Origin of the sequence: Vreelandella lutescens (genome assembly GCF_014640815.1) — a bacterium.
In the GTDB taxonomy this organism is placed as follows: Bacteria; Pseudomonadota; Gammaproteobacteria; order Pseudomonadales; family Halomonadaceae; genus Vreelandella; species Vreelandella lutescens.
The window spans coordinates 42,637-67,081 of sequence record NZ_BMHM01000006.1 but is presented as its reverse complement, the minus strand read 5'-3'; the positions used below and the strand labels follow the sequence as shown (position 1 = coordinate 67,081).

The following is a 24,445-nucleotide window of genomic DNA, read 5'->3' as shown; positions in this document are numbered from 1 at the left end:
CATGTTTATCGGCTTATTTGAAACCCTCAAACGCGCGGGCGTACCTGTGTCACTGCGGGAGCTGTTGGACCTTCACGCCGTGGTCGAGCGGGGCGTGGTGTTTGCCGATATGGAGGCGTTTTATCAGGTGGCGCGCACGGTCATGGTCAAAGATGAGCGCCACTTTGACCGCTTCGATCGCGCCTTTGCCGCTTGGTTTAAAGGCCTTGAGGACATGGACGCCGCCATCGAAGCGCTGATTCCCGATGAGTGGCTACGCCAGGAGTTTGAAAAACAGCTCACCGACGAAGAGAAGGCCAAGATTGAGTCCTTGGGTGGCTTAGAGGAACTCATCGAGACCTTTAAAAAACGCCTGGAGGAGCAGAAGGAGCGCCACGCGGGCGGCAATAAGTGGATTGGTACCGGCGGCACTAGCCCGTTTGGGGCTTACGGCTACAACCCAGAGGGCATTCGCATCGGGCAGGATGGTTCCCGCCATCGGCGCGCTACCAAGGTGTGGGATGAACGGCGCTTTCGGGATTACGATGACTCGCTGGAGCTGGGCACCCGCAATATCAAAATGGCCCTGCGGCGGCTGCGCAAATTCGCTCGCCAAGGGGCGTTAGAAGAGTTCGACGTGGATAGCACCATCCGTGAAACCGCCAAGGATGCCGGGCTGCTCAACGTGCAGATGCGCCCAGAGCGCCACAACGCGGTGAAGGTGCTGCTGTTTCTGGACGTAGGCGGCTCGATGGATGACCACATTCGCGTCTGTGAAGAGCTATTCTCGGCGGCCCGCTCTGAGTTTAAGCACCTGGAGCACTTCTACTTTCATAACTGCCTGTATGAAGGCGTGTGGAGAAACAACCAGCGCCGTGGCAACGAACGCATCCCTACCATGGATGTGCTGCACACCTACGGCGCCGATTACCAAGTGGTGATCGTAGGTGACGCCGCCATGTCCCCTTACGAGGTCACGCACCGCGGCGGAAGCGTCGAGCACTTTAACGATGAAGCTGGCGGCGTGTGGCTCAAACGCTTGGCCGAGAAATTCCCCCGTTTGGCCTGGCTTAACCCAATGCCTCCCAGGGCGTGGGAGTACACCTACTCCACCCAGTTGATCCGCGAGCTCATCGACGACCGTATGTACCCGATGACGCTGGAAGGCCTGGAAACCGCCATGCGCGAATTGGCGAAGTAGCGTTGGCCTAGGCAGCAACAGCAGCAACAAAAACGGCGCACCCAGTGGGTGCGCCGTTGCGCATATTGCAACGCCTAAATGGCTAAGCCATGCGCGTCATAATGCTGTGGTTGGTCAGCCTGCGGTGCAATACCGCCATCGCGATATGGCCTACCACCAAGGCTAACAGCGCCCAACCCAGCTCGCCGTGTAACAAACCGCCTAAGTTAGTCATCCACTCGATGCGCTCGCCACCGCCCGCCATTAGATTAATGCCCAACACATCCAGCGCACGGCCCGAGCCGTACTGGCGAATCAGCGCAATCGCGGGCACGGCGATCATCAAACCGTAAAGCGCCAAGTGGCCAAGCTTCGCCATCACGCTCACCGCTGGCGGACGCCGTGAAGCATTCATCACCGCCCAAACAGCGCGAATCACAACGAGCGCCATTAACACAACGCCCACTTGGCTATGGGTACCCCAAAGGAAGCCGTCAATCGCCGTATCTTCTAAAAACACTCTGGCGGCAGCACTGCTAAATTGCCACACAAACAGCAGTGCCATTCCCCAATGTAATGCCCGACTCACCAGTCCGTAACGCGTAGAGCTGTCCATCACTGTTAGTGCCATCTGTTGTTCCTCTTAATCAACGTTAAAATGATGGCACTATTTTACCCAGCACAGCTCACCAGATCATGACAACAGCGTGGAAGTTGGTTGCAAAAAATGGAACACCGCGTTGCCTTAAAGCGTCGCAGGCACGCTATTGATCCCGGTTAAAAAAGCCTCTTTAGCTTGAGTAAACGCGGCTGCATCGTGTTTAAAGCGACGCAAAATCAGCGCTTCATCCAGTGCTAACGTGGGCGATAGCGCCTCGACGCTTTTGGCAGGATGGCGGGGCGACAGGCCAATATATTGGCCGTTATCCGCCGCTAGCCAGCGTTTAAAGCCACACTGCTGATAGAACGTTTTCTCTTTTTCATCCTGAACATCAATACGCAGCGGTGCTTTAAGGCTTAACTCACTGAGTAAACGCGCTTTCGCGCCCTCTGCAAACTCACAGGCGTGGGTAACGGTCATGCCCTGGCCCGCTTCATCAAGCACCAGCAGGGCTAGCGCCAGCGGCTTGCCCACACCGTCCACACCTGCCAAAAGGCGCGCGCCTTCTTGGGCAAACAGCACATTTTTAGTACCGGTAAACACCACCAGCGGCGTTAGGCCTGCCTGCTGGCCATACACCTCAGCACACAGCTTGGCCAAACACGCATCACGCGGCTCACTCTGACTTACATGGACTACCTTCATAACGCTCTCTCGTTGCGTTCGTTCACCCCGCCACTTCCCTACCTGACAACAAGCACTGGCGAGCTATAAAAGCCCGCCAGCGTAGAGCAAAGCGCTAGGAGACACCAGTCCGGTGATGAATTGAACCCTGTTAAGCGGCCAGAGTCAGAGAGTGGCAAGGCATTTCTCATTGCCAAGGAGAGCACATGACACAGTTCATCAACGACCCTACCCTGCCAAAACCCAGTTTTCCGGGTAGCCATATGGTGGTTGACGATCACTATATCTTTATTTCTGGCCTGACAGTCGCAGATCTTTCTAACGGCAACGCCTCCCGTGGCGATGTCAAAGAAGAGACCCGATTAGTGATGCGCGAACTGGAGCGTATGCTGGTGCAAGAAGGTAGCCGTCTAGCGGACGTGGTTCGCGTGGATGTGCACCTCACTGACCTAAAACAGATCAATGCGCTAGACAGCATCTACGCCGAATTTTTTGAACCGGGCCACTACCCAGCGCGCACCTGTACTGAATCACCCAACATTTGCGGTGGCAGTTCCGTGGAAATCACGCTGATGGCAAAGCGCGTCAAGCAATAACACTTCTTGTTTTGTTGGTCTTACTTGAACACAAAAAGCCACTTGAGTGGCTTTTTGTGCGTTTGTCTTAGGGCGCGCCGCTTTACAGTCCCGCTAACATTCCTGTGGGATAGGTCAGCGTTAGCAGGTTCGCCATCCCCATCAGGAAAAGCGTGACGCACGCCGCCAACCCTACCGCCGCCACGGGCTTCATCCGTGCCACCACCAATAAGAACCCTAGGCAAAATACCGCAGCGGCAAATAGGAAGCCCAGTACCATCACACTGCCTATCAATGCGAAGAAACCGGCGACCCAGAGCAACTGCTGGCTCAATGTCTGCGTTTGCCACTTCATCGGCTTGATAACCGTTCTGATAATTTCCAACACGCACGCCGCTACAATGATGGCAATCGCAAGCCTAGGCATGATGCCGCCCAGCATGGAAAGATCCGCAAACGCCCACCACATGTACCCCGCCACTGCTAACAGGCTACCCAGCAGCGCGACATCGATCACGCCCAGTGCCAGCGGAGCCACTTCCTCCTGACGCTCATGGGTCGTGGGCTCATCTGCTTGACGGCGCTTTTTCAAGTAGCTGCGTAACGGCGGAAGTAGCAGTGATGCCGCAATCAGAGCACCAATGATCAGCACGCCAGGTCGCATAAAGGCCTCTGCCCCCTGAAACTGGGCAGCTTGATAGAAGTACGCTTCGGCACCGGGCGCGAGTACAAAGCCAATTAAGAAGGCAGGACGAGACCAGTTTGCCTGCTTAAACAGCACGCCAATCGCGCCAATGATGCCGAGGGCCAAGAGATCCCCCAGCGAACGCGTGGCTTGGTAGGCCGCAAAGAGAATCAAGATGGTAATTAGCGGCGCTAAAATCACGAAGGGCACACGGGTTAAGCTGGCGACCGGGCGCGCCAAACCCAAACAGAGCGCAGCGCCTAAAATATTCGCCAGGGCTAACGACCAAATAATGGTGTAGGTCAGATCAAGGTTGGTTTCTAACATACTGACACCGGGCTGAAGGCCCAGCAGAAGCAGACCACCTAAAAACACCGCCGCCGTGCCCGAACCGGGAATACCGAACAGCAGCGTGGGCACCATCGCCCCGCAGGCACAGGCGTTGTTAGCCGACTCCGGCGCAATCACACCGCGAATATCGCCTTTACCGAACTGGGATTTATCCTTGGCGCTCTGTACCGCATGGCCGTAGGTGAGCCAATCCACCACGGAGCCCGCCAAACCAGGAATCGTACCCATCAAGCTGCCAATGCCCGCACAGCGAGCTACCAGCCCAGGCCGCTTGGCCACATCCTTGACGCCCTCTTTCCAGCCTTTGCCCAATTGGCAGGGCTGCTCGGCAATCGCGCCGCGTTTCACTAATAAATCAATGATTTCAGGCAGTGCGAAAATACCTAGCCCCACCACCACTAACGGCAACCCGTCGTAGAGGTAGTCAATTTCAAACGGCAGCCGAAACTCGCCAGTGGCCGGTGCCATACCAATGGTACCCACCAGCAAGCCAACGCCGCAGGCGGCAATGCCTTTAAAGACATCTTTACCAGACAGCACCGCCACCATGGAAAGCCCCAGCAGCGTCAACATAAACAGCTCTGAGGAAGAGAACGAGAGTACAACAGGCCGAGCAATAAGGATAAAGGCCGTCAGCACCAGCGCACCGATAAGCCCACCGATCATGGACGACAAAAACGCGCTCGAGAGCGCTCGTGCCGCCTGCCCTTTTTTTGCCAATGCAAAGCCATCCACCACGGTGGCCTGGGAAGCGCTAGAACCTGGGATACCAAGCAGTACAGAGGCAAACGTATCGCCCGTGGGGATCACCGCCACTAAGCCCATCAGCATGCCCAGAGCAACGGAAGGCTCCATGCCATAAAGAAACGGTAACAGCAGCGACATACCGGCAATGCCGCCAAGCCCTGGGATGATGCCCACGATTAAACCGATGAGGACACCCATCACCATGTACAGCATATGGGGAACAGTAAACAACTGCCCCAAACTGGAAAATAAGACATCTATCATTGTCTTGGCTCTTATGTTGTTTAATGTAAGGGAGCCCAAAGGCACTGCTTGAGCCGTGCCTTTTTAATGTTTACTGGCGTGTTAAATACGAGCACCGTGCTGCTCTAGCAGCCACTCGACCAGCCACTGGCGTGTGGCATCATCCAGCGACATGGCATCCTGCAGATGCTGCTCAACCACTTCACCGACCACCGGTGTGTAGGGGCCAAGCTGGGCCATGGCGGCTTCTTTAAACGCTTCCGTATCGACAAAACGGCGCGCCGCGTCGCGATACTCCTGAATCAGCGCTTCTGGCGCATCGTTTGGCAGTAAGATCAATTTTTGCAGCGTAAACCCGGAGGCAAAGAACTTACGATACGCCTCGGCACCAGGGCCGCTGGGCGCTTCACCATGCAGGGTTTCGTACACTTCATTGAAGGTCGGCAGGTCAGGGAAAGCAGGGTCACGCACGATCTCGCCACTGTCGTTAAGCACGCCCAGGGAAAAAAGCGGCACCGCTCGCCCGCTCTCTACCAGAGGCTCTACGCTGCTGAAATAGGCTGAAGTGGTTTGGAAGTCGATATCGGCCTCGCCGCGCTCGAAGGCTAACCGCCCTTCTCCACGGCTGCGCATGCCCGAAACGGCTTGGACATCGGCCCCCAGCAAATCAAGCGCAATCAGTACTGGTAGCTCCAGCCCGGTATGGCTCTGCACGGCAAACTTAACGCGCTGGTTGGTTACCGCATTCAGCACCTCCTCTGCGCTATTGCCCAGGCCAGGCTGGGCGTACACCACGCCGCCGGTGGGCGTCGCTAGAATCGGTGTCCAATCTTCATAGCTATAGCGAACCCGGCGGTCTTGCAGCATGGCAGGGTACTGAGTGGAGGCAGAGGTACCTATCCACTGGCTGCCATCCGAGTCCGCTCGCATAGCGAACAGGTTACTGCCATTGATAGAGCCGCCGCCGGGCACGTTATCGATGACCAGCGTCGGGTTGCCTTGAATATTCTCGCTCATCCAGGTGGTGAAGAAGCGCGCCCATACGTCGGTTCCTCCGCCTACACCAAAGGGAATGGTCCAGCGAATGGTGTCAGGCACGCTCACATCGTCAGCTTGAGCATTCACACTGATAGCGCCTAGCGTGGAACAAGCAGCGACCAGTAGCGCTTTCTTGAACGTTTTAAACGGAGTGTTCTTCAGGGTGGTCATGGCGATACTCCTGTTATTGATTATTGTCGGTTAGTTATTTTGGTAGCGTTATTTAATCAACGGTTTCGATGGCGTGGTTACCCGCTACCTTTAAAGGGGTCGCGTAAAAAATTTGCCCGCTCATAATTTTGCGAGCGGTTCGAATAAGCGACACGCGCGCTAGGTCAAAAGCATTCTGCTGGCGATATTCGGCCGTTAGCTCAATAGAACCAGAAGGATGCTCTAATGTAATCTGTGATAACAGCTGCCCGGCAGAAAGCTTCTGAGTGCTTATGGCCATGTGGTTGGCCACCGAGCCGGGCACGTTAATCGCCGCCGCCACGGCCATTGCCCCTGTCACGGCAATCGCTTTATGGCAGCGATGGGGCACAAAATAGCGCACATTCAGCGTGTGCGATGCCGCTTCAGCCTCTGAAATCAGTACCACCTTGGGCAGCACGCTCTGGCTCACATCGCCCATTCCCATCCGTCGCCCTGCTTCACGGCGTAGGGTTTCTAAGCGGGTTAACAAGGCCGCGTTATTATCCAACTCCGCAGGCGCTTCGTGGCCAGTTAGCCCCACCGACTCCGCGCGCAGCAGCATAATGGGGGTGGCGGCATCAATACAGCTCACCTCGACACCTTCGATCTCATCACAGGCGTTTCCCGTGGGTAACAGCTGGCCCGTTTTACTGCCCATGATGTCTAAAAAGCTGAGTTGGATACCCGCCGCACTGCCAGGTACGCCGCTAATAGTAACGCTGCCTTCGTACTGCACCTGCTTACCCGGCGTGGGTACATGGCACTCAATCAGCCGCTGGGTGTTCAGGTTATGCACCTTCACCACGGTCGTACCGTCCTGCGGTTCCACCAACCCTGTTTCGATAGCGTAGGGCCCAACGGCAGAGAGCATGTTGCCGCAGTTCGGATTGAAATCGACGCGCTTGTTCACTACGTCCACTTGAGCAAACAGGTAGTCAACGTCGGCATCCGGGTGTGACGAGCGCTCTACAATGGCCACTTTGCTGGTGAGCGGGTCGCCGCCCCCAATACCATCGATCTGTAGCGCATGCCCGGAGCCCATCAAGCTGAGCAGAATATCAGCCTGCTGGGCCTGATCACTGGGCAGGTCTTTCATGCGAATAAAGGGGCCTCGAGAGGTGCCGCCCCGCATAATGACACAAGGAATGCTGTTCATATCGCTCCGCCATAGTTCGCGATGACTGTATGAACGGAGAATGTCAGCCAATGTTTAATGTCTCAAATGCAAATATGGATTGCTATAAATCCGTTTTGTGCATTAATGTGTTTTGGTTATGAATCCAACTTTTTAGCGCAACAATCCTATGCTGCATAGACTCGAATTTCTTGACCTCCAGGCCTTCATTTTGGTCGCTGAATTGGGCACCTTTCATGAGGCGGCCCAGCGCCTGCATCTGTCGCAGCCAGCGCTCACTCGGCGCATCCAAAAACTCGAAGAACTCCTTGAAGTTGAATTACTTGAGCGAACCACACGGCGTACTCGGCTAACGCCGATTGGGGCCGATTTTCTGCCCCGTGCCAGGCGCATGCTAGAGGAGTACGAGTCTTCCATCTTAGGGATTCGCGAGCTCGTTACCCACCAAAAAGGCACGGTGACGATTGCCTGCCTGCCCACGGCGGCCTTCTACTTTTTGCCTAGTGTCATTCGCGTGTTTAGCGAGGCGTGGCCGGGCATCCGCATCCGGATTTTGGATGTCAGCGCTAACGAGGGGCTAGAAAAAGTCATTAATGGCGAGGCGGATTTCGGCATCAACATGATCAGCGCGCAAAGCTCGGAGGTGCGCTTTACGCCGCTGCTGCGAGATCCATTTGTGCTGGCACTGCGCTCAGACCACCCGCTTGCCAGCAAAAAGCAGATTGAGTGGAGCGATTTAGAGGATGTGCGGCTCATCACCGTGAGCCGCGATAGTGGCAACCGCACGCTGCTGGATAACGCGCTTTCAGCAGAGGGTATCCACCTCAACAGCTTTTACGAGGTGCAGCACCTTTCTACTTCGTTGGGGCTGGTGGAGTCGGGCCTTGGCGTGGCTATTTTGCCGCGCATGACCATGCCCGGTCCGGATCACGACACGCTCTGCTCTCGCGACTTACCCGAGCCACGCATTCAGCGCTCGATTGGATTGGTACGCAGCAACTCGCACAGCTTATCCAGCACGGCGCAGCTGTTTATTGATCTTCTGTTAGAGCACTGGGGCAAAGAGGCTGTTTAGCAGCGCGTGCAGACGCAATGAGCGCCAGGATCGCGTCGATATCCAGGTGCGCTTCTAGCGTATCGGCCAAGCGCTCCAAGGCTTGTTCGCGGTGGGCGTTGTAATCGACGTTGACTGCCTTGGATAAGCCAAGCTTGGTGAGTAGCGCTTGGCAGGCTTCTGGGTGGTCAAACAGGCCGTGTAGGTAAGTGCCCATCACTTGGCCATCCTCGCTGATGGCCCCATCCAAGTGGGTGCCGAGATCGAATAGCGGCTTGTTCAGGGCGGGGCCTTCGCTAACGCCGTTATGGATCTCGTATGCCTTTACCTTTGCTTCTTCCCCCACCAACATGCCGCTCACGTTGCGCAGCTGCTTGCCCACTACCATGCGTGTCGTCAGCGGTAACAGCCCCAATCCGGCGGTCTTTCCGGGCGCGCCTTCCAGCCCGTCGGGGTCATCCACCCACTCCCCCAGCATTTGAAAGCCGCCGCAGATACCCAGCACTTTGCCGCCGTAGCGCAGGTGGCGAGTAATCGCCGCATCCCAGCCCTGGCGCTTTAACCAGGCTAAGTCGCTGGCGGTGCTTTTACTGCCGGGAAGTACGATCACATCAGCGGGAGGAATAGGCTGATCGGGGCCGATAAAACTAAGCGATACCTGCGGATGCAGGCGCAGCGGGTCGAAATCGGTGTGGTTACTGATGCGCGGCAGTGCGGGCACGATGACCTTGAGCGTTTGGCTCGCTTTTTCCGCCTGCACGGTGCCGATGCTATCTTCGGCATCCAGCAGCAGCCCTTGCAGATACGGCAGCGTGCCCAGCACCGGCTTTTGGGTGCGCGCTTCCAACCACTCTAGCCCTGGCTCTAACAGCGCAATATCGCCCCGAAAACGGTTGATGATAAAGCCTTTGGTTCGGGCCTGCTCACTGTCACTCAGTAGCGCAAGCGTGCCGACCAGCTGAGCAAACACGCCGCCACGGTCAATATCGCCTACCAGCAGCACCGGGCAGTCAGCGGCCTCGGCAAACCCCATGTTGGCAATATCGCCTTTGCGCAGGTTGATTTCCGCCGGGCTGCCCGCCCCTTCAGCAATAATCACATCAAACCGCTGCTCTAGGGCTTGCCACGCCGCCATCACGCTCTCGTGGGCGGTGCGTTTGAAGGCGTGGTAGTCCAGCGCGTCCATGTGGCCGTACACCTTGCCGCGCAGAATCACCTGGGCACCCCGGTCGGTTTCTGGCTTTAGCAGTACCGGGTTCATATCGCTATGGGGAATAACGCCCGCCGCTTGGGCCTGTAGCGCGGTGGAGCGGCCAATCTCGCCGCCATCGCTGGTCACCGCACTGTTCAGCGCCATGTTTTGCGGCTTAAACGGGGCCACCGAGATACCCCGGCGCTTGAGAACACGGCAAAGTCCCGCCACCACGGTGCTTTTACCCGCATCCGAGGTGGTGCCTTGAATCATCAGTGTGGTCATCGCAAATCAATTACCAAGCGTAGGTGTAGTTCACCATGGCCGCTGAGTCGCTAGGTGCGTCAGCATCGTGGCCCGGCTCTCGGGTATGTAGCAGGTTGAACTGCCACTGGCTGCGCTCACTGGCCGCGAACCCATAGCCCAATTCGATATCGAGCTGACGACCAGACGGCTCTAGAGACGCGCTTCGCGTTTCACGCACCACGCTGCCATCCAGGCGGCGTCCTACGGGCACATCGAAGCTCGCCGTGGCGCTGTCTATGCGCAGCGGCTGGCGCAGGGTGAGCGCCCAACGCTCGGCGCGCTCGCCTTCCCCTTGCCACTGTAGCCCCAGCGCCATTTGCTGGGCGCGCATGCCGTTCACGCTGGTCAGCAGGCCGCTACCCGATGCGCTGCCCTGCCCCTGCTCAAATTCGGCAAAACCGCGAAAGCCATCCATCTGGGCCTGCAAGCTAACGCCCGTAAAACGCATCTGATTATCGTCGCCCAAACCTAGCGCGCCGTTGCCGTTAGCGCCCAATAGCCCCTGCTGCTCGGTCAGCTGGCCGACATAGCTGTCGATACTCAGCCCTGGGGCGATTTGCCATGCCAAACCTACGTCTGAGCGCTGCGCTTGATAGTCGCTGGCCGCATCGTCGGCCACATCACCGGCCCAATGGGAGGCCGTCATGCTGAGCCTCTCACCCAGCGCATAGCGGGTTTCTACGCCATCAACGCGCTCGAAGGCATTGGTCAACGCTGACCCTGCTTGAAACGAGATCATCGGCATCACGCCTAATTCGGCGTAGCTGCCCATGGGGCTGGGCTGGTCGCCCGAAAAGCGAAAGGCGCTGAGCTGCGCATTGCCAAAGGTGCCGTCGAAACGGCTGGCCAACAGCTCACCGTAGGCCGTGCTGCTGGTGGAGAAACGATAGTTGCCCTCGACCGCCGTCTGGGTGGTGGCGTGCGATGGGGAGGCGCTTGCCATCTGCTGCATCTGATCGCGAAGCTGCGTGGCCCGCGCGGAGCGGGGCTGCGTATTGCGCCCTAAATCAATGGCGTAATCTCGGCCCAGCGCGTCAAACGCCACCACGTTCTCTAACACTCCGGACGCTGCGACCGCATCGCCATAGGCATCGGAAAGCTGCAGGTAAGAGACATCGGCTAGCGCACCGCCATCGGCCACACGCTGGCTTTGGCTAACGACCAGATCGCCTTCCGGGGCCAGGGCTGCGTCAATATCAGCAATGCCTTGGCCCAAGTAGAACGCGCCGCAGTTCAACGTGCCGCTCGCGCCGCAGTTATTCTGCTGAAACAGAGCACTCTCCTGGCTTGCCGTATCTAACAGCCGCTGGCTTGCCTGCTGAGCCGTTAAATGAGGCCATTGGCCGACGATACCCGCCGCATACTCGGAAATGCGTGCGGCGGAAATCGAGGTGCCCCGCGCACCCACGCCGCGGTTCGCGAATTCGGTGCCGATCGAGCGCGCCTGCAGCTGAGCATCGTCTCCGGGGTAGCTGCTCAACGGGTGAATATCACCATTGGCCGTCGTGCCGACGGCAATCAGCATCATCTCGTAAAGCCCAGGCTGGCTGGTGTAGATCGGCTTGCCTTGCGTATCGATAGCGCTGCCCGTATTGCCAGCACTCACCACGTAAATTGCACCCTTGCCGCCGTTAGCGTCGACGACGCGCTGATACGAGGTGCCCGAAGATACGCCATTGAACGCGAGCCGAGGATCACTGGCTTCCAAACGGCGGGAGAAGCTGGCGTTGATAACCCGCGCCCCGCGGTTAGCGGCTTCACCAATGGCATAATCCAGAGCGTTATTTAACGTCGCCCCCTGGCTATCTTCTATTTTTAAGAGATCCAGGCGGGCATTGCCCAACGTGCCGCCCGTGATGGTAGAAGTGACGGCATTGCCGTGCCACTCATCCACGCCGCTAACGTCGGCGGAGCCGGTGTACACGTCCAAGCGGTCAATCACCCGTTCGCTATTGGTGATAGTGGCAACATCGAACGCGCTATCGGCCACCGCCACTCTCACCAAACCCGGCTCAAGCGGTGTGGGGGTTTGGCTGGCCCCCACACCTGGGGAAGAGCCGCTAGGAGTATGCACGCCCTGGCTGCTATCACCCCCACCACCGCCGCTGGAACCACATCCTGATAATGACAGAGTGCCCAGCGCTATCCCTACCGCTAGGAAGAGAGGGCGCCGTTCAAACATTGCGGCGGCCCTGCGTATCGGTATGGCGTTGCATAGAGTGGCTCGCTTGCACTAATGGCGTTGGAAAACTGATCTAGAAATTCAGTTATAAAACCCAGTTAAAAAACTAGGAAAGGCAACGGCATTAAATACTGAGGAAAGCCCCCTCGCAAGTCGCATGGCGCTAATCTCACAGACCGTGAGTTTCTCCCCAATATGCCAGCAGACAGTCTGAGCATTTTCCGCTAGGGTAGCGGCTCCCGCCACCAAACGAATATGCCTGATATGCAAGAGATACTGAACGAGATAGTCGCCGAGCTAGCGCAGGAATCCGAGCGCGGCAAAGTGGCTGATTACATCCCCCAGCTTGCCCACGTGGACCCCAGCCAATTCGCCATCAGCCTGGCCACGGTAGAGGGCGATCGTTTCTCGGCGGGCTGCGCGACCACACCCTTCTCGATTCAGAGTATTTCCAAGGTATTTACTTTGACTATTGCGCTGGGCAAATGGGGCGATGGACTGTGGTCGAAAGTAGGCCGCGAGCCTTCTGGCGACCCGTTCAACTCCATCGTTCAGCTAGAGCATGAGGGCGGCAAACCGCGTAACCCGTTCATCAATGCCGGGGCCATTGCGGTGGTGGATGCCATTATGATGGGCCACGAGCCCAAAGAGACCCTGGCGGAAATTTTGAGCTTTGTGCGCTACATCGCCGACGACAACAGCATCTGTTTTGATCATCAAGTTGCCGCATCGGAAATGGAGCACAAACACCGCAACGCCTCGCTGGCCCACTTTATGAAGGCCTTCGGGCGGCTGCGACACGATGTTGATAAAGTGCTGGGCACCTACTTCCACCAGTGCGCCATCGCCATGAGCAGCGACCAGCTTGCCCACGCCGGGCTGTTTTTAGCTTCCGATGGGGTCAACCGTCCTAGCAACCTGCGGGTGGTGTCGCCTCAGCGAGCGCGGCGTATCAACTCGCTGATGATGATGTGCGGCCACTACGACGCCTCGGGGGAGTTCGCCTTTCGCGTGGGTCTACCGGGCAAAAGCGGCGTGGGCGGCGGCATTTTAGCCATCGCGCCAGGGCGTGGTTCGCTGGCGGTGTGGTCGCCTGGGTTAGATCGCTATGGCAACAGCCTGCTAGGGGCGCGGGCGCTGGAGATGTTCGTGCAACGCACCGGCTGGTCTGTGTTTGGTCACTAGGCTTGGGCACTAGCTCCGAGCGCTCTCTTGCGATTCAAGGTGCTGAGCGGCTTCCCAGGCCTGCACTTGGCGTTTCACCTCTAACCCCCAGCGGTAGCCGCCTAGCGCACCGCTTTGCTGAATCACCCGGTGGCAAGGAATCCACAGCGCCACCGGATTTGCGCCTACCGCGTTCCCCACCGCCCGTGACGATTTCGGTGCCCCCAGTAGCTGGGCAATATGCGAGTAGCTAGCTAGCTGGCCATCAGGAATCAGCAGCAGCGCGCGCCACACGTTCAGCTGAAAATTAGTGCCACGCACATGCAACGAGAGCGCCCCAGGTGCAGCGTTGTTCTTTGGCTCGAACAGTGCTTCAACCGCATAACGGGTGGCGTCTGGCTGGTGGCGCAACGTGCTGCGCGGCCACTCGGCGGCCAGCAGAGCGAGAATATCCGCCTCAGGTGTAGCTGCCAGAAAGCCCATCCGGCAAATGCCCCTCGGCGTGGTGGCCACCAGCACCTCGCCAAACGGCGTGGGGTGAATGCCATAAGCAATCTCCACGCCCTCCCCTTGGCGCTTGAACTCCCCAGGTGTCACCGCTTCCAGCGTGACAAAATGATCGTAAAGCCGCGAGCCGCCGCTGAGCCCCAGCGCTTGGGCGGTATCGGTAAGGCTCTGGGCAGAGGCAATCAACTGCTTACCCCTCGCCAGCGTCAACGCCTGTAAAAAGCGCTTTGGGCTAACGCCTGCGTAGCGACAAAACAGCCGCTGAAAATGGAACGCACTTAAGTGCACCTGCGCCGCGACCGTGTCTAAACTGGGCTGCTGGGCAGCATTCGCCACCATAAAGGCCATGGCTTTTTCGATGCGGGCGTAGTCGTTCATTGCTTCTATCTCACAGGGAAAGTGACGGGATCGCGTGCATGCTCATTCAAGCTTACCCAGCTAAAGCGCCAAACCCCACCCGAATCTTGCGCACTGTTCTTTCGCTCCTTCTTTCGTGCCTTCTTGCGCACTGTTCTCACACCCTACACATGGCAATAAATCACCAACAGGGGATGACCCAACTCCCGCTGTAACAGCTCCGTTTGCTGGGCGCTCACCGCTCCCGTTCTTGGGTTAATCGCCGTGAGCGAAAAACGCGAGAAGCCTTGCATAAAGGAGTAGTCGAGCTGGTTCACGCTGGCGACATTTCCACAGCACGGCAGCGTTTGTGGCGTTAGCCCGAACCCGCGTTCCAGGTCGTAATCCTGCTCCATCAGATGATGCCATTGAGGAATCGTCAGCTCCTGCCCACACACGTGGCAGCGCACGTACTCAAAATTACTGCCGCAGTCATGAAACTGCACGTACTCAGTTACCGCCGCCTCAATCGCCTCTGCCTCCGGCATCCACTGCCATAACGCCGCTTTCGCACTGGATACCTGCTGCTCAGTGGGCAGGTAGTGGGGGTCTGCTGGAATGAAAACGATATGGTGATCACTCATCTAAGAAGATCCATAAAATGTGAAAGAAGCATAATTAACAGCCAACCAGCACCAAAATGGCACTATTAAACGGCGTTCTATACCAAAACAGCGCCCGCTCACAACCAAGCACGCTACATAGTCTACGCTGGACAATACCCCGTCACACGCACAGTATGGGCCGCCGAAAGGATCGGCACTGCCATTTATGTCAGGAGGACACCATGGCCAGTCATACCCCAAAACACCGGGACGCGGTGAAACTATTCGCACGCTTAGGCTACGCCTCGCGAGGCGTGGTGTATTTACTGGTAGGCGGCCTAGCGGCGCTGGCGGCTTTTGGCCAAGGCGGCCAAACCGAAGGCAGCCGCGGGGCGCTTGAAAGCGTATTAACCGCCCCTTTCGGCAAAAGTCTGCTGAGCATTATTGCCCTTGGGTTAGTGGGCTATGCCATGTGGCGTACCCTACAAGCGCTTCAAGACACCGACCACCACGGCAGCGGCATAAAAGGATTAGCGATTCGTGGGGGCCTACTGGTCAGCGCCGTGACTCACACGCTCCTGGCCTTTTTTGCAGCTAATTTGGTTGTGCATTTAGGCAGTTCAAGTGGTTCTGGCAACGGCTCTCAAGATGCGGCGAGTTGGTTAATGCAACAACCGTTAGGGCGCTGGCTGGTCGCGGCGGTAGGGGCTGTGCTGATAGGTGCAGGTATCGCTCATGCCATTAAAGGCTGGAAAGCAAAATTTGACCGCCACTTCTCCATGCCTCCCAAGGTGCAGCGCTGGGCTTACCCCGTATGTCGCTTTGGCCTGGCAGTGCGTGGCTTAGTCTTTGCGATTGTGGGCAGCTTCTTTATCATAGCCGCGTACCAGTACAACCCTAGCCAAGCAGGCGGCACAGCAGAAGCTTTGAACGCCTTGAGAAACCAAGCGTTCGGACAGTGGCTGCTGGCGTTTGTGGCCATCGGGTTATTCGCGTTTGGTATTTATAGCCTTCTCACTGCTGCCTACCGGCGCATTAACCCTTCCGTATAGCGGTCTCGACTCATGGCCTTTACATCAAAGCGAACCAAACAGTGGTTTGAGCGTATAAACGGCTCAAAAAACATGCTGTGGCTGCTCGCCATCCTCTCTTTTCTTGAAACCATTATTCTCCCGATTCCCATTGAGCTGGTATTGATTCCGCTCATGGCGGTGAACCGGCAGCGGATCTGGGCGATTGCCACCGCCACCACGCTGGGCTGCTTAGTGGCATCCATCGTTGGCTATGGCGTGGGCATGGTGCTGTACCAATCTGTGGGTACTTGGTTTATCGAATTTATGGGGATGGAACAGAGCTACCAAGCTTTCCAAGGCTTCTTTGACCAATACGGCTTCGCCGCCATTTTAGCGATTGGTATTTTGCCGATTCCGTTTCAGGTGGCGATGATTACCGCGGGGCTTTCCGGCTACCCTATTGTGCTCTTCGTATTGGCCGCATTGATTGCCCGTGGGCTGCGCTACTTTGGCCTTGCTTGGCTGGTTCACCGCTTTGGTCACCGAGTGGAAAGCATGTGGAAACGTCATGCGCTAAAAACCAGCCTGGCACTAGGTAGCGTGGTGCTGCTGTTAGTGCTGGGGATGCAGGCGCTGGCGGGGCTAGTTGTTTAATTGTTGTTTAATACCGCGGCACCGCAAATCACCTCCCCAAAACAAGGCACTATGGGGTGTTAGCGTACTTCTTCCCACCAACGAGAAAATGACTGTTCGCGCTGATCAAGGTACATAGGCTGGCCAATGGTAGGTGTCCAAAGTGCATACTCCTGCCCTTGGCTGGCATCCGCAAGGCGCACAAAGGGGTCATCCCAAGCATGTGGAGAGAGAGAAAATCGCCCAACGTGTTTAGGCGTCATCGCCCGAGCTTGCAAGTCATTAGCGGCCTGTACCGCCTGTTCGGGGTTCATATGGATATTTGCCCACCGCAGGTCATACTGCCCAGCATCCAGTGTCACCCAGTCAAACGGGCCGTAAGCCTGCCCCAATTCTGAAAAGTGCGGGCCATAGCCCGTATCGCCACTGAAAAATAGCCGAGTCTCTGACGATAACAGCGCAAAGCCTACCCACAATGTTTGATTGCGTTTGAACGTCCGTCCTGAATAGTGGCGCGCAGGAGTCACTACGATATCTAACTCCGGCAGTATCTCGATACGCTCGTACCAATCCGCTTCGATCACCCGGCTCATGTCATACCCCCACCGCTCAAGGTGTGCCCCGATGCCCAATCCAGTGATCACTTGCTGAACGTTGGGTTCGAGCGCCAGCATGCTGGGGTAATCAAGATGATCATAATGGTCATGGGTAATCAGTAATATATCGATGGGCGGCAACTCCTCAGCGGTGTAGAGATGAGTGCCTTCAAACGCTACGTTAGTCCTTGGTACAAGTGAGGCATTGGCGCTAAATACGGGGTCAATCAGGATACGTTGGCCTGCCAGCTGCACAAAATACGAAGAGTGCCCCAGCCAAATCACTTGGTCTTCTCTGCTATCCAACGCGTGTAAATCAACTTTCTCAGTAGGCAGAGCTGCACCGGGATGAGTGCTTTCTGAACCGTTCAGAATATTTTCCAACATCATGGAAAAGCGTGACTGGTCGGTGGTCAACATGGGCGTTTCGATGAGGTTATGGAATTCGCGATCACGATAGTTCGGCGACGCCTGAATGGTGGCAAATCGCTCCCCCTCGGGTTGTTGACCAAAGACCGGATGCTGCAAATACGCTGCGCCACTCGCTACCAGTAACACGCCCACCGCTAATACCATCAGCAATAATCGTTTAATTGTCATGTCGTTCCTGAGCAAAAAGAAAGCGCCCTCCTGGCATCATCCCAGGATAAGCGCTTAGTGATTGGCGTCACTGCACCATGAAAATAAAGTTTTACGACAGGTGTTCCGTAAAGAAGGAGGTGAGTTTATCAAAGGGAATCAAGTCGACCCTATCGTACAGGTCAACATGACCCGCACCTTCAACCCATACTAACTCTTTCGGCGCCATGGCACGTTGATAAGCATCTTCACTAAATTCTCGTGAATGTGCCTGATCACCACTAATGAACAGCATGGGACGGGGTGAGATAGTCTCAATATCGTTAAAAGGATAGAAGTTCATAAATTTAACGTTACTGGTCAGCGTGGGGTGTGTGGTCAGCTGCGGGGTACTACTGGCAGGAGTGTACTCACCGCGAGGAGTGCGGTAAAAATCATAAAACTCACGCTGAATGGGATGGGTATCGGCAGTGAGTTCATGCACGGTTCCGCTAGTATACTCAGTTGCACTGCCTTCAAATTCAGCCCAACGCTGTTGCGCTGCCGCTGCAATCAGCTCTTTGCGCTGCGCGAGGCTTTGTGACTGATTCAAAGCATGCCGGTTAGCAGCCCCCATGTCATACATACTCACGGTGGCAATGGCTTTCATACGAGGGTCAATCTTCGCTGCGCTAATCACGAAACTACCGCTGCCACACACCCCAATCGCTCCAATTCGCTCACGATCAACAGCAGCGTGTGTGCCGAGATAATCAACGGCAGCGCTAAATGCTTCTGCGTATACATCCGGCGACACAATTTGGCGTGCCTGCCCTTCACTTTCCCCCCAAAACGGAAGGTCGATGGCGAGTGTTGCAAAGCCCTGCTCAGCCATTTTGGTCGCGTATAAGTTAGCACTTTGCTCTTTTACTGCGCCCATTGGGTGCCCCACCACGATGGCAGGCAGCCTGGAAGACGCATCAGCATGGATAGGCAAGAATAAATTACCCGCCACATTGAGACGGTAAAGGCTAGGAAACGCCACTTTCTGCATCGTTACCAGATCGCTGGTGTAGAAATTGTTGGCCCCATTAGACATATCTTGCGCTCCTACAAAGGGTGAATAAAGACTGGACGCCATACCCAGTGGAGCCACACCAGCCCCCAGATACTGAAGGAACTGACGACGGTCGATTTCAATCCGTGCGGTGCTTGCAGGTTCATGCTCATTCATAGTGACAACCTCTTAGTGAAGTACTTGGAGCTACCTTAGCGTGAGTGGCAGCTACGTCAGTGATGCGGCTGTTGCATGGAAAAAGTGATCGACACACGCCCCTCTCCTAGAGCGTCAGTAAGGCCCGAGGTATCCACGATTTTTCCCAGAGGGGTATAAGAATAGGAGGAGTTAAATGTTGAATAGAAAACGACCAGCGTATCGGTGCCATACAGCATTACATCGCCGTTATTAATCACGCCCGGGCGAACTGAATCCGTTGGCAGAGGCTTTGGCAACTGGGCATATTTTTCATTACGGTGTAAATCAGACATATCCAGCGTTAACGGCAGCTGTTCCATCAAAGCGCGGTTAGTGGGGGTATCGTTTAGCTGGATATCAAAGTGACGGCCATTAATGTTCATTCGCATATAGGGCTCCTTTATACGTAGCGATGTATTTAGAGATAAATCTACCGAGTGGGCCCTAGCGCGCTCAGAGTTCCTTTCAGCGACACTTTCAGAAGAAAATTCTTCCGCATGGCTCGCACTGATGAAACACATCAGCACAAGCAGCCATCCACATCGTTTAAATACGCTCATAACGACCTCTTGCTTATCCAACGGGCTAATGAACGTCCGCAGCCGTTTCACGAGCTGTACGCCACGTGAATAACGCGGATATTAATAACAGTGCCGCACTTCCCAAGAAGACACTTTGAAAACCACGAGCATCTAACAGCAAGCCACCCACCGTGGAGCCAAGCGCAATCGACAGCTGAATGACAGCCACCATTAAGCCACCACCCGCTTCCGCATTTTCTGGGAATGTTTTAGGTACCCATGCCCACCAGCCAACGGGGGCGGCGGTAGCCACTAATCCCCAAGCGCCCAGTAAAGCCATGGCAACGGCTGCTTGTTCTCCAAAGAGGATGAGGCATATCGCAATTACCGACATCACCACAGGTATACCCATCAGCGTTTGATAAAAGCCTCTTTTAAGAACGGCGTTAATAAAAACAGTACCAACAACGCCAGCTATCCCAATCACCAAAAGAGCAAAAGGAAGTGCCGAAATGCCCACCTGTGCAACAACTTCTAAAAACGGCCGAACATAAGTAAACAGCGTAAACTGCCCCATAAAAAAGCAGCCGACAGCAAGCATGCCCATCAGCACGGCACGCTTTTTTAGTAACTTAAAGACGTTTAATGCGCTGCCCATCCCACCAGAACGCTTTTCCACAGGCATAGAAGGCAAGCTTATCCATTGCCAAATAAAGGTAATAACGGCGATAGGAACCAAACAGAAGAAAGCACCGCGCCAACCCACCAATGCCCCTAAATACGCCCCCAGTGGCGCAGCGACCACCATCGCTAACGCATTACCGCCATTAAAAATGGCTAAGGCGCGGGGTACCCGGTGTAAAGGGACTAATCGCATGGCAATGGCAGCGGACATAGACCAAAAGCCACCCACCACCACACCAATCAGCGCGCGACCCACCATGTAAGTGAAGTAGTTAGGGGCCATCGCCACCATGGCGCCCGATACACCCATCGTGGCGGTTAAACCTAATAACAACGTTTTGCGATTCAAGCTTCCCGCTAACACGGAAATAAATAGGCTGGTGAAAACAGCAAACGCCCCTGAGATAGCAATACCCTGCCCCGCTAATCCCTCAGTGATGCGCAAGTTGTCAGCAATAGGTGTGAGCAAGCTAACAGGCATGAATTCTGAAGCGATAAGCGAAAACACACACAGCGTCATCGCGAATACACCGCTCCAATAAGCAGGGCTGCTGCCCTCGTTCACCCTGCTGATGGTGGTTGCCAAGCGTTCGGCGTCACTGGCTAATAGGTCCTGTTGCACATCCGCCTCCATCAGCGTGTGGTTTTGCGCATAAACGCCTACAAAGCCACTTCATTGGCTAAGGTTTGGATTTTCACAGGACGATAAGGGGTTGACTAGCTAATCAATTCTTATTGAAGATATAAGAACAGCTAATCAATAAGCGGGGCATAAAAATGGCAAAGCGCAACTTCAATGACTTACAAGCATTTGTGATGGTTGCACGAGAAGGCAGCTTCACCCGCGCTGCCACGCGTCTCGGCGTCACTCAATCCGCGCTTAGCCAAACGATTCGTAACCTAGAAAATCAGCTCGATATTCGCCTTTTAGCCCGTACCACGCGCAGTGTCACGCCAACGCAAGCGGGAGAACGGTTACTGGCAAGCGTGGGGCAGCATTTCGATGACATCGAAGCTGAATTAAGCTTGCTCACAGAGTTTCGTGATAAACCCGTGGGAACAGTACGGATTACTTGCGGAGATCACGTGTTAAGAAACGTGTTACTTCCAAAACTGACACCGCTGTTGCGGCAGTACCCTGATATTCACATGGAGTTTGACGTGAACTATGGGTTTCGCGACATAGTAGCCGATCGCTTTGACGCGGGAGTGCGCCTAGGCGACACCATAGATAAAGATATGATTGCCGTACCGATCAGCACTGAGCTTCGTATGGCAGCGGTAGCCTCGCCGGCCTATTTTAAACGCAACTCACGCCCCCAAAGCCCCCACGACCTCATCCACCATAACTGTATTAATCAGCGTTTTCCCTCTAGCGGAGGGCTTTACGTGTGGGAATTCGAGCACCAGGGGCAAGAGCTGAACGTGCGCGTAGAGGGGCAGCTGGTGCTAAACACATCAACGGCCATCGTGGATGCTGCCGTAAAAGGGCTAGGTATTGCCTTCTTACCTGAAGACGAATTTTCTCCTCATCTTCAAGAGGGCCGTTTAGAACGCGTACTCGGAGAGTGGTGTGAGCCCTTCGCCGGTTACTATCTTTATTATCCCAGCAGACGCCAGCCCACTACGGCCTTTTCCATGGTGCTGAATGCACTGCGCATATAGCGACGCGGGTTACTGCACGTAATACCCACTCACCCTCCACGTGCCCTCTTCCAGATGTGGCGTTACTACTTCAACCACGCGCTGGTTATTCGTGAACTGAGTTTGAAAGGTGAACTCTTTGTAGTCGTTACGGGGAGCACCCGGCATCGAGGTGTACTGCGACATACGGATACGCCGCCGCGACTCGACGTTGCCTAAATCATTGCGGGCCAGCGTTACCACCCGCTGCAACATGGTGGGGGAAAGCGGTGTTTTCAGCAGCGGCGACGACTTCTCCCACGCCTGTTCATACTCACCTTGATCAATCGCTGCCAACCACGCCAGTGCAGCCGCTTCAGCTGCCTCAGTGGTTGACGCCTGCGCGTGGGAGGCCAACGCCAGAAGCATAGCGGAGAGAAATAGGGCAAGGGGTTTTGGCATAGCAGCCTCGTGTGGTAATTAAAAAAATTCGTGCGACTTAAGTAGTTATCGGGTCTTCGCACACTTTCTTTAATGACATTAGCCCTAAAGCGCTCGCCGTACTGTGAAAGAGTGCAAATTCACTCAGTCAGCCGCCGCATCATAAAACAGCTATTCGGATCTAGTTGATAACTACCAAACGGCCCGCAGTACTCAAACCCAAACTTGGCGTATAGCCGCCGTGCAGGCTCAAAAAAAGCCATTGACCCGGTCTCCAAGCTCACCGTGTGATAGCCCCGCGAGCGCGCCTCCTCCAACAAATGCGCCAATAGCTTAGCGGCGACGCCCTGCTGGCGTGAGGCTTTCGTGGTGCGCATGGATTTCAGCTCCGCTTGGCCGTTGCCCAGCGCTTTTAACGCCGCACAACCTAACAGCACGCCGTCCCGCCGAGCACAGTAGAACGTAATCTCTGGCGCTTTGAGCGCCGTCACATCAAGCGCATGAATACTTTCAGGTGGCGATGTGGCGTGCATATCGGCCATGTGCTCTTCCAAAAGCGTAATCACGTCCTGCTCTTCCAATGTCTCAACGCGTATTTGCATACGTGGCTCCCCTGCCCTCGCTTCTCAAACCCCAACCGCTCGTTTACTATGCGCCACCCAATTTATTTCAGCCCTCACCATTAGGCCACTATGTCCGTCAACGCACTCTACACCGACCTTTCTGGCTACTACGATTTGATGTGCGTCGACATCGACTACCAGGCCCAAAGCAACGCCATTCATCGTCTGCACCAAATTTTTGGTAACGAAGGCAAACGCCATCTGGACTTAGCCTGCGGCACCGGCCCTCACGTGCGTCATTTTCTGGATGCTGGCTACACCAGCAGCGGGTTGGATATTAACCAGCCGATGCTGGATATCGCTGCCCAACGCTGCCCAGAGGCGCACTTCTCACTGCAGGATATGAGCAGCTTTGAGGTCGACGAACCTCTGGATCTCATCACCTGCTTTCTTTACTCCATCCACTACAGCGATGGACTAGAGAAGCTAGGCGCCTGCATTGCCAGCGCCCACCGCGCCTTAAACGAGGGCGGCGTGCTCTGCTTTAACGGGGTGGATAAGCAGTGCATTAATAACGATCTGTTCGTTAAGCACACGGCTAAACAGGCAGACGCCGCGTTCACCTTTCGCTCAGGGTGGCACTACAGCGGGCAAGGCGCGCGCCAGTCGTTACGGCTGAGCATTGAGAAAACAGAGGCAGGCGCAACGCAGGTGTGGAACGACGAGCACCCCATGGTGGCGGTCAGCTTTAGCGAACTTATCGCCCTGCTGGAGCCGACCTTCGAGGTGCACGTGTTTGAGCATGATTACCAGACCATCACGCCCTGGGATAACGTCTCAGGCAATGCGATCTTCGTGTGTGTGAAGCGCGAGGGCCTTGCTTAGCCTTTATCGTTCGGGCGCAGCTGAAGCTGAATGCCCATCAGGAAATTGCGCAGCATTTGGTCTTTACACTCACGGTAGTTCTTATGGCTCGGCTTGCGGAAAAACGCGCTGAGCTCATGATGGCTTAACGGCAGCCCCACCTGCTCAAACACTTCCAGCACATCGTCGGCCTTCATGTTCAGCGCAATACGCAGCTTCTGGAACACCATGTTGTTGTTCAGCTGCGATTCTGGCGCAGGCTGCGGGCCTTCACGCTTGCCGCGCTTAAAGCTGATAAAACCGTTCAAGAACGCAGCCAGCTCGCGGTTCTTCATCGTGACGAAGGCGTCGTCTTCGTCTTTCTTCAGCCACGCGGTGACCTGCGGCTGGGTAACGGGCACTTCTGCCAGCGCGAAAATATCCACGATGGTGTTGTCTTTTAAATCAAAGGTGTAGCGGATACGGCGAAAAATATCGTTATTGGTCAAAATCAGGTTCCTAACCGGTAGTTAATGTTGCCAGCAGCTCATCAATTTCTGCTTTGAGTTCGTTATCTTCAATAGTGTGGGCACTGGCCTGGGCCTGCTGCAAGCGCTCAATCGCCGCCTGGGTGTCGCCCAGCTCCACTTGCAGCGCCGCCATGGAAAAACCAATCGAGGCAATGTGGTCGTTCGACTGCTTGGCCACCGCTTTATCCAGCGCTTTTTGGTAGATGGGCAGCGCGTCTTCTAGCTCTTCGGTGAAGTCAGCCAGGGTTTCCCACTGCTCTGGGTGGTCTTTCTCGGTGTTCTCGTGCTCGGTGCAGATCGCCTGCAGCTCGGCATACAGCGCTTCAAAGGTGGCGCGATCATCTTTGGCAGCGGCCTTCATCAGCTTTTCGGCGAGTTCGTACACTGCCTTGTAAATTTTGGTGTTAATCATGGACCACTACCCCTATT

At 55.7% G+C, this 24,445-nt stretch carries 25 protein-coding genes; 8 read left to right on the top strand and 17 right to left on the bottom strand.

Annotated elements, in window-relative coordinates:
* The first annotated feature begins 1 nt into the window (after position 1).
* On the top strand, positions 2–1,180 hold the full coding sequence (locus IEW65_RS14890; protein ID WP_188640241.1) for a vWA domain-containing protein: 1,179 nt from the start codon (positions 2–4) through the stop codon (positions 1,178–1,180).
* Between the two features lie 82 nt (positions 1,181–1,262).
* Here the strand turns inward: IEW65_RS14890 and IEW65_RS14885 are convergent, their stop codons facing one another.
* Together IEW65_RS14885 and IEW65_RS14880 are read right to left on the bottom strand one after the other, a co-directional pair.
* A complete protein-coding gene (locus IEW65_RS14885) occupies positions 1,263–1,790 on the bottom strand; it encodes a cytochrome b (RefSeq protein ID WP_188640240.1) in 528 nt (175 codons plus the stop codon).
* A 114-nt stretch (positions 1,791–1,904) separates the two neighbouring features.
* Positions 1,905–2,465 carry a hypothetical protein gene (locus IEW65_RS14880; RefSeq protein WP_188640239.1) on the bottom strand — a complete coding sequence of 187 codons (561 nt, stop codon included), beginning with the start codon at positions 2,463–2,465 and terminating at the stop codon, positions 1,905–1,907.
* Between the two features lie 185 nt (positions 2,466–2,650).
* On the opposite strand from IEW65_RS14880, the gene IEW65_RS14875 reads away from it, so the two are divergent.
* Positions 2,651–3,040, top strand: a complete 390-nt coding sequence (locus IEW65_RS14875) for a RidA family protein (protein ID WP_188640238.1) — start codon at positions 2,651–2,653, stop codon at positions 3,038–3,040.
* A gap of 82 nt (positions 3,041–3,122) precedes the next feature.
* Here IEW65_RS14875 and IEW65_RS14870 read toward each other — a convergent pair whose 3' ends face one another.
* The 3 genes from IEW65_RS14870 to IEW65_RS14860 form a co-directional block, all read right to left on the bottom strand.
* Positions 3,123–5,066, bottom strand: coding sequence for a tripartite tricarboxylate transporter permease (locus IEW65_RS14870; protein ID WP_188640237.1), 1,944 nt, complete (start codon positions 5,064–5,066; stop codon positions 3,123–3,125).
* Between the two features lie 81 nt (positions 5,067–5,147).
* The gene (locus IEW65_RS14865) at positions 5,148–6,254 is read right to left on the bottom strand and encodes a type 2 periplasmic-binding domain-containing protein (protein WP_229755582.1); all 1,107 of its coding nucleotides are present in this window, start codon (positions 6,252–6,254) and stop codon (positions 5,148–5,150) included.
* A 52-nt stretch (positions 6,255–6,306) separates the two neighbouring features.
* Complete coding sequence (locus tag IEW65_RS14860; RefSeq protein WP_188640236.1) at positions 6,307–7,431, bottom strand: 4-oxalomesaconate tautomerase; 1,125 nt, start codon at positions 7,429–7,431, stop codon at positions 6,307–6,309.
* A gap of 148 nt (positions 7,432–7,579) precedes the next feature.
* On the opposite strand from IEW65_RS14860, the gene IEW65_RS14855 reads away from it, so the two are divergent.
* Entirely contained in the window at positions 7,580–8,485 is a 906-nt protein-coding gene (locus IEW65_RS14855; protein WP_188640235.1) for a LysR family transcriptional regulator, read from the top strand.
* On the opposite strand, the gene IEW65_RS14850 is transcribed toward IEW65_RS14855, so the two are convergent.
* On the bottom strand, positions 8,442–9,941 hold the full coding sequence (locus tag IEW65_RS14850) for a cobyric acid synthase (RefSeq protein ID WP_188640234.1): 1,500 nt from the start codon (positions 9,939–9,941) through the stop codon (positions 8,442–8,444). The two genes, IEW65_RS14855 and IEW65_RS14850, sit on opposite strands and share 44 nt — an antisense overlap.
* A gap of 10 nt (positions 9,942–9,951) precedes the next feature.
* Complete coding sequence (locus IEW65_RS14845) at positions 9,952–12,144, bottom strand: S8 family serine peptidase (RefSeq protein ID WP_188640233.1); 2,193 nt, start codon at positions 12,142–12,144, stop codon at positions 9,952–9,954.
* A gap of 264 nt (positions 12,145–12,408) precedes the next feature.
* On the opposite strand from IEW65_RS14845, the gene IEW65_RS14840 reads away from it, so the two are divergent.
* Positions 12,409–13,329, top strand: a complete 921-nt coding sequence (locus IEW65_RS14840) for a glutaminase (RefSeq protein ID WP_188640232.1) — start codon at positions 12,409–12,411, stop codon at positions 13,327–13,329.
* A gap of 9 nt (positions 13,330–13,338) precedes the next feature.
* Here IEW65_RS14840 and IEW65_RS14835 read toward each other — a convergent pair whose 3' ends face one another.
* Together IEW65_RS14835 and IEW65_RS14830 are read right to left on the bottom strand one after the other, a co-directional pair.
* Entirely contained in the window at positions 13,339–14,193 is an 855-nt protein-coding gene (locus IEW65_RS14835; RefSeq protein ID WP_188640231.1) for a bifunctional transcriptional activator/DNA repair enzyme AdaA, read from the bottom strand.
* 143 nt (positions 14,194–14,336) lie between these two features.
* Positions 14,337–14,795: a hypothetical protein gene (locus tag IEW65_RS14830; protein WP_188640230.1), complete on the bottom strand. Its 459-nt coding sequence runs from the start codon at positions 14,793–14,795 to the stop codon at positions 14,337–14,339.
* Between the two features lie 203 nt (positions 14,796–14,998).
* Between IEW65_RS14830 and IEW65_RS14825 the strand changes: the two genes are divergently transcribed.
* Positions 14,999–15,808, top strand: coding sequence for a DUF1206 domain-containing protein (locus IEW65_RS14825; protein WP_188640229.1), 810 nt, complete (start codon positions 14,999–15,001; stop codon positions 15,806–15,808).
* A gap of 72 nt (positions 15,809–15,880) precedes the next feature.
* Complete coding sequence (locus tag IEW65_RS14820) at positions 15,881–16,423, top strand: YqaA family protein (RefSeq protein WP_229755581.1); 543 nt, start codon at positions 15,881–15,883, stop codon at positions 16,421–16,423.
* Positions 16,424–16,482: 59 nt separating this feature from the next.
* Here IEW65_RS14820 and IEW65_RS14815 read toward each other — a convergent pair whose 3' ends face one another.
* From IEW65_RS14815 to IEW65_RS14800, 4 genes are all read right to left on the bottom strand, one after another.
* On the bottom strand, positions 16,483–17,598 hold the full coding sequence (locus tag IEW65_RS14815) for an MBL fold metallo-hydrolase (RefSeq protein ID WP_188640227.1): 1,116 nt from the start codon (positions 17,596–17,598) through the stop codon (positions 16,483–16,485).
* 91 nt (positions 17,599–17,689) lie between these two features.
* Positions 17,690–18,790, bottom strand: coding sequence for an alpha/beta hydrolase (locus IEW65_RS14810; RefSeq protein WP_229755580.1), 1,101 nt, complete (start codon positions 18,788–18,790; stop codon positions 17,690–17,692).
* 56 nt (positions 18,791–18,846) lie between these two features.
* Positions 18,847–19,200, bottom strand: coding sequence for a cyclophilin-like fold protein (locus tag IEW65_RS14805; RefSeq protein WP_188640226.1), 354 nt, complete (start codon positions 19,198–19,200; stop codon positions 18,847–18,849).
* Positions 19,201–19,396: 196 nt separating this feature from the next.
* Positions 19,397–20,638 (bottom strand): MFS transporter, encoded by a 1,242-nt coding sequence (locus IEW65_RS14800; protein WP_229755579.1) that lies wholly within the window; start codon positions 20,636–20,638, stop codon positions 19,397–19,399.
* Between the two features lie 155 nt (positions 20,639–20,793).
* Between IEW65_RS14800 and IEW65_RS14795 the strand changes: the two genes are divergently transcribed.
* Positions 20,794–21,681, top strand: coding sequence for a LysR family transcriptional regulator (locus tag IEW65_RS14795; protein WP_188640225.1), 888 nt, complete (start codon positions 20,794–20,796; stop codon positions 21,679–21,681).
* A 9-nt stretch (positions 21,682–21,690) separates the two neighbouring features.
* Here IEW65_RS14795 and IEW65_RS14790 read toward each other — a convergent pair whose 3' ends face one another.
* Both IEW65_RS14790 and IEW65_RS14785 read right to left on the bottom strand, forming a co-directional pair.
* The gene (locus IEW65_RS14790) at positions 21,691–22,101 is read right to left on the bottom strand and encodes a DUF4019 domain-containing protein (RefSeq protein WP_188640224.1); all 411 of its coding nucleotides are present in this window, start codon (positions 22,099–22,101) and stop codon (positions 21,691–21,693) included.
* A 119-nt stretch (positions 22,102–22,220) separates the two neighbouring features.
* Positions 22,221–22,682 carry a GNAT family N-acetyltransferase gene (locus IEW65_RS14785; RefSeq protein ID WP_188640223.1) on the bottom strand — a complete coding sequence of 154 codons (462 nt, stop codon included), beginning with the start codon at positions 22,680–22,682 and terminating at the stop codon, positions 22,221–22,223.
* 90 nt (positions 22,683–22,772) lie between these two features.
* Between IEW65_RS14785 and IEW65_RS14780 the strand changes: the two genes are divergently transcribed.
* Positions 22,773–23,528, top strand: a complete 756-nt coding sequence (locus tag IEW65_RS14780) for a class I SAM-dependent DNA methyltransferase (RefSeq protein ID WP_188640222.1) — start codon at positions 22,773–22,775, stop codon at positions 23,526–23,528.
* On the opposite strand, the gene IEW65_RS14775 is transcribed toward IEW65_RS14780, so the two are convergent.
* Both IEW65_RS14775 and IEW65_RS14770 read right to left on the bottom strand, forming a co-directional pair.
* Positions 23,525–23,995 (bottom strand): YehS family protein, encoded by a 471-nt coding sequence (locus tag IEW65_RS14775; protein WP_188640221.1) that lies wholly within the window; start codon positions 23,993–23,995, stop codon positions 23,525–23,527. The two genes, IEW65_RS14780 and IEW65_RS14775, sit on opposite strands and share 4 nt — an antisense overlap.
* Positions 23,996–24,005: 10 nt before the next feature.
* Positions 24,006–24,428: a Replicative DNA helicase gene (locus IEW65_RS14770; RefSeq protein ID WP_083023931.1), complete on the bottom strand. Its 423-nt coding sequence runs from the start codon at positions 24,426–24,428 to the stop codon at positions 24,006–24,008.
* Positions 24,429–24,445 lie beyond the last annotated feature (17 nt).